Source organism: bacterium (genome assembly GCA_040753555.1).
Classification (GTDB): Bacteria; UBA9089; UBA9088; order UBA9088; family UBA9088; genus JBFLYE01.
Window position 1 is genome coordinate 1 of the sequence record JBFMDZ010000153.1, and the last position, 4,930, is coordinate 4,930.

A 4,930-nucleotide genomic window follows, 5' to 3' on the forward strand; every position below is an offset into this window, starting at 1 on the left:
GAGCTATATATTTAAGTGGGGATTTTGAAGACTATTGGTCTTTCCATATTCAGAAGGATCAAGAAAGAGTGCATCCAAAAGGGAGGTGGAAAGATGTTTTGGCCGTCGTTTGAAAGTAGCCACGCCCTATTCAATTAGAATTGTTTGACGAAGATGTTTGTGTGTATATATATTGGTTTTTAAGAGGGTTAAACTTTAGATTTTTTTTGGAAATTCAATTCCTATTGTAAATAAGAGCGGAAAATGGAAAATTATATTGTTTTGAATTTTCAATTTTAGTCATTTGAATTTGTTTTAAGATTTCAGATTTCATTTGTTCCATTAAAGCTAAACACATACAAATTCACCAATCATTTATGGAAGTTCAACTTCAATAATTAGAGGCTTTTTATTTCCTTAATAAGCCTTTGATCTTCTGAAACATCCCTTCCCTTTATCGTTAAATAGCCTCCTATAATCATCCCATTTGCTCCTGCAAAGAATGCCAATAATTCAAACCGACCTAAATTTTCCCTTCCAGCTACTATTTTTATTGTCTTATCTTTTAAGATTATCCTAAATATAGCAATTGTTTTTATAACATCTATTGCTGATATAGGAGAAATTCCTTCAAAAGCCGTATTTTTTATAGGAATTAAAACATTTATTGGAACAGAATTAACATCAAGGCTTTTTAGTAAATTTGCAATGTTAAGCCTATCTCTCCAAGATTCTCCCATTCCAATGATACAACCAGAGCAAACCTCAAGGCCTGCCTCTTTTGCATATTCTATTGTCCTTATCTTTTCAGAGAATTTATATGTTGTTACAATGCTTGGAAAGAATTCTTTAGATGTCTCAATGTTATGGTGATACCTTGAAAGCCCTGCATCCTTTAATGCCAAAAGAGCATCCCTATCAAGCCTTCCAAGCGAAGCACAAACTGAAATGTCTTTCATCTCTTTGATTGCTTTAAGTATTACATCAAGCTCTCTATTTGTTGGTTTTTTTCCAGATGTAATAATTCCAAATCTTTTTGCACCAATAGATTTCGCATATTCTGCCCTTTCTAAAATCTCTTTTTTGCTTTGTAATGGATATCTTAAAATTTCTGTCTTATGATAGCCTGATTGGGCACAGAATTTGCAATCCTCAGGACACATTCCTGATTTTGCATTCATTATAGAACAAATATCAAGGGAAAACCCTTTCCTAAAAGAATTTGCAAGGCATATAAGCTCATTCAAAGGAAGATTAAGAATGTCTTCCATAGCTTTTATTTTAACTTAAGCTTAAACCTTATGGTAAATTCTCCCCTATCTATCCTTTCCCAGCCCTTTCCAGCATCCTCTGAGATGAAGGATCTGCTATATCTTAATACCTTCTCAAGGGGTATCTCAAATGAACCCTCCATTGCCCTTAAGGAAATGGTGTTTATTCCATTTCTTAACATAGATATAGGAACACCTGCCTTTCCAAAGATAAGTAGACCGCCGCTACTTGGACAGGGTGTTTTTCCTAAAGGTTTCTCATTTATTTCTATAGAGATTAAACCAGGTCCTCCAAAAAAATCAAAGAAGAAAAAGCAATTGTCCTTTATCTTTGAAATGTCCTTTATTATAAGCTCCTTTTTTATTACCCTATTTGGATTGTTTAGAGTAAAGGTTTCCCTATTCCCACCCTCCTCAGGTGCATCCATTATGTAGAGATAGCCATCTTTTTCTGTCTCAATTCCATCTTTATATAGCAATGGATAAATATATTTTTTAAGGGTGGATGAGAAATTAACACCAATAAATAGCAAGGAAAATAGTAAGAAACAAGGAATGATTGTTTTAATTTCCTTTCTTTGGTTATATAGATAAAAAATTGCATACCCTCCAAATGGTAAAAGGGAGGGAAGAACACCTATCCTATACCTTCCCAAGACCATAAAGGCTGTTGTTGTCAGAAAATAAGAGAGGATAAAAAATATCAATCCAAGCACAGCCTTTCTCTTTATTGATAATATAAGACCCAAAAGACATAACGGTGCAATTAGGCTAAACTTAAAGAATAATGACATAACCTTTGAAAAGTTCTTAAAATTGCTATAGTCAACATTGTTTGGAATCTCCCAGCTGTCCCAAAATAGCCAAGCCTTTTTAAGGGTAAGAGAAAGCCATGCAGAAGGACTATTTTTAATAAACCTTAATGATTCCTTCATCCAAAGGGAAGACCTTTTGGAAATAGATGGCTCTTTATTTATTCTTTCTGTAATTTCATTATGATTTTCTGTATAGGAATCAGAATGCCCGGTTGAGCCCGGGTTATTTCCGATATAAAATTGTGTTCCTCCCTTGGAGGATAAAAAGATAAACTCTTTTGTGTCAATGTAGTTTTTTATGGTAATAGGAATTATTGGCGTTATACTTCCAATTATTATAAAGAAAGATATAAGAATTCCCTTCCTTAATCTAAATAATATTAAAGATAAAACAAAAAGAAAGGGGATAAATGTTAGAACAGTTCCACGAAGAAGGGCTGATATTCCAATAATAAGACCTAATAGAAAACCATTTTTCCCTGATGGCTTTTCTTGTAGCCTTACCAAAAAATAGAGGATTATAGAGACAAAGGAGGTAAATAGCCCATCTATTAACAAAGAATCCTCATAGAGAATAAAGGGTCCATAAAAAAGGCTTAAAATAAATGTAATAATACCAACATTTTTATCAAACAGTCTTTTTGTTGTAAGATAAAGGAGGAAATAGCTAAAAAGGGCTATAATTGTCTGAATAATATAGACAGAATGAAGATTTCTTCCAAAAAATGAATAGACAAAAGCTACAAAATAGGGATAGAGGACAGAGGTTGCCGAGGCAAAAATGACATTCTCTCCCTTTAAAATACTTTGTGCCTGGGAATCAAAGGTTGTCATATCTGTTCCAGCCATAAGCTGGGTAGAAAGCCATCCTCCATTTTCAATATCCTTGAGGATAGAAAGCCGAATGATAAATGAAAGAATAAGAAAAAAAGGGATAAAAATGTATTCCTTCAAAAACCAGGCTTCCTTCTTGCTCTTTTTTCTTTTGTTTGCCATCCTTATAAGGATATAAGGAAAATATGGTTTTGTCAATTGACAAAGATGGCTTTTTTAATTTATAGTCTCTTAAAAATGGATGAAATATTTGAAATAATAAAGGCTGACGAAGAAAGGCAGAAAAATACATTAAACCTTATTGCATCAGAGAATTATGTAAGCGCAAGTGTTAGGGAAGCAGCAGGCTCTGTATTGACAAACAAGTATGCAGAGGGCTATCCAAACAGGAGATATTATGGTGGATGTGAGTTTGTAGACCAGGTAGAAACCATTGCCATTGAAAGGGCAAAGAAGCTCTTTGATGCAGAATATGTAAATGTCCAGCCACATTCGGGAACACAGGCAAATATGGCAGCATACCTTGCATTTTTATCTCCACAGGATACAATTATGGGAATGGACCTACAATCAGGAGGACATCTTTCACATGGAGCATCTGTCAATTTTTCTGGTCAGATATTTAAATCAATACCCTATGGCGTTAATCCAAAAACAGGCCTTATAGACTTTGATGCAATCAGAGAATTGACAAGAAAATACAACCCAAGGATGATTGTTTGTGGTGCATCAGCATATCCAAGGATAATAAACTTTGAAGAATTTAGAAAAATAGCCGATGAAATAGATGCCATTTTAGTTGCAGATATTGCCCATATTGCTGGGCTTATAGCAGGCAATGTCCATCCAAGCCCAGCTGGAATAGCTGATGTTATAACGACAACGACGCATAAAACATTAAAAGGCCCTCGGGGAGGGATGATTATGGCAAAGCAAGAATATGGAAGGCTTATTGATAAGGTTGTGTTTCCAGGAATACAAGGTGGTCCACTTATGCACATCATTGCAGCAAAGGCTATATGCTTTAAAGAGGCATTGTCCCCTGAATTTAAAGAATATGCAAAGCAAATTGTAAAAAATGCTTCCATTTTAGCAGAAAGCCTTATTTCCTTTGGCTTTAAGCTAATAACAGGTGGAAGCGATAACCATCTTCTTCTTGTTGATGTAAGGGATGAAGGGATAACAGGAAATATTGCAGAAAGTCTTCTTTGTGAGCAGGGCATCATTGTTAATAAAAATGCTATTCCCTATGACCCCCTTCCACCAACAATAACATCTGGAATAAGGATAGGAACACCAGCCCTTACAACAAGGGGGATGAAAGAGGATGAAATGAAAGAAATAGCTAAAATGATTGAAAGGGTAATAAGAAGAAAAGAAAATGTAAGAAAGGAGGTTGCCTCTCTTTGTGAAGCATTTCCAATAGAATGAATTTCCTTAAAAATTTATTCAAGAAAAAAGAAAAGCCCCAACAAGAAGAAAAAGAATTAGACATAAAGCCTTTAATAGATGAATTTATAAGTTCAGAAAGGCTTTGGCTTATCAAATCAAGAAAGATTGTCGAAAATGCAGGCTTTATCCTCAATACATTGTTTGAAAGCACGATTAGCCCAAAGATGGGTCAAATGGAGATAATGGGGTTATTCTTTAAGATTAAAAAGAAAGTCCCGATGAATAAAGAGGCTGCCAGTGATATTCAAAAGCTCCTTAAGCTATTCCTTAAATTTTTGGAAGAAAAGGGGTTACTGACCGATGAGATGAAAAACGAAATGAGCAAAGAGATAGGCTTTGAGATTCCTCAAACTGTAAAGAGGGAAACCCCAAAGATAGGAAGAAATTCTCCCTGCTCTTGCGGAAGTGGAAAGAAATACAAGCTTTGCTGCGGAAGATAAATCCCTGTTGTTAAGGAAAGAAATTCAATTAAAAATTAGCAATGCAAAACTCAAAATGCAAAATGAACTTTACGGTAATTTTGAATTGATAATTGCTAATTTTGCATTGGACATTGAAATTACTCCTTCGTGGTTTAAT

Annotated in this window: 4 protein-coding genes; 2 read left to right on the plus strand and 2 right to left on the minus strand. The window is 34.6% G+C overall.

Features of this window, described 5'->3' with window-relative positions; genetic code table 11:
- Positions 1 to 377: 377 nt before the first annotated feature.
- Entirely contained in the window at positions 378 to 1,250 is an 873-nt protein-coding gene (gene bioB / locus AB1630_10170; protein MEW6104156.1) for a biotin synthase BioB, read from the minus strand.
- A gap of 5 nt (positions 1,251 to 1,255) precedes the next feature.
- Entirely contained in the window at positions 1,256 to 3,097 is a 1,842-nt protein-coding gene (locus AB1630_10175) for a glycosyltransferase family 39 protein (protein MEW6104157.1), read from the minus strand.
- Positions 3,098 to 3,118: 21 nt separating this feature from the next.
- Here AB1630_10175 and glyA point away from each other — a divergent pair, with 21 nt between their 5' ends.
- Together glyA and AB1630_10185 are read left to right on the plus strand one after the other, a co-directional pair.
- The gene (gene glyA / locus AB1630_10180) at positions 3,119 to 4,330 is read left to right on the plus strand and encodes a serine hydroxymethyltransferase (protein ID MEW6104158.1); all 1,212 of its coding nucleotides are present in this window, start codon (positions 3,119 to 3,121) and stop codon (positions 4,328 to 4,330) included.
- Positions 4,327 to 4,791 carry an SEC-C metal-binding domain-containing protein gene (locus AB1630_10185; protein ID MEW6104159.1) on the plus strand — a complete coding sequence of 155 codons (465 nt, stop codon included), beginning with the start codon at positions 4,327 to 4,329 and terminating at the stop codon, positions 4,789 to 4,791. Before glyA ends, AB1630_10185 begins: the two co-directional genes overlap by 4 nt.
- The last annotated feature ends 139 nt before the right edge of the window (positions 4,792 to 4,930 follow it).

What these genes read in the sequence shown, in the direction of transcription:
- bioB (MEW6104156.1), bottom strand. Translation starts at nt 1,250, where the DNA reads ATGGAAGACATTCTTAATCTTCCTTTGAATGAGCTTATATGCCTTGCA.
- AB1630_10185 (MEW6104159.1), top strand. Translation starts at nt 4,327, where the DNA reads ATGAATTTCCTTAAAAATTTATTCAAGAAAAAAGAAAAGCCCCAACAA.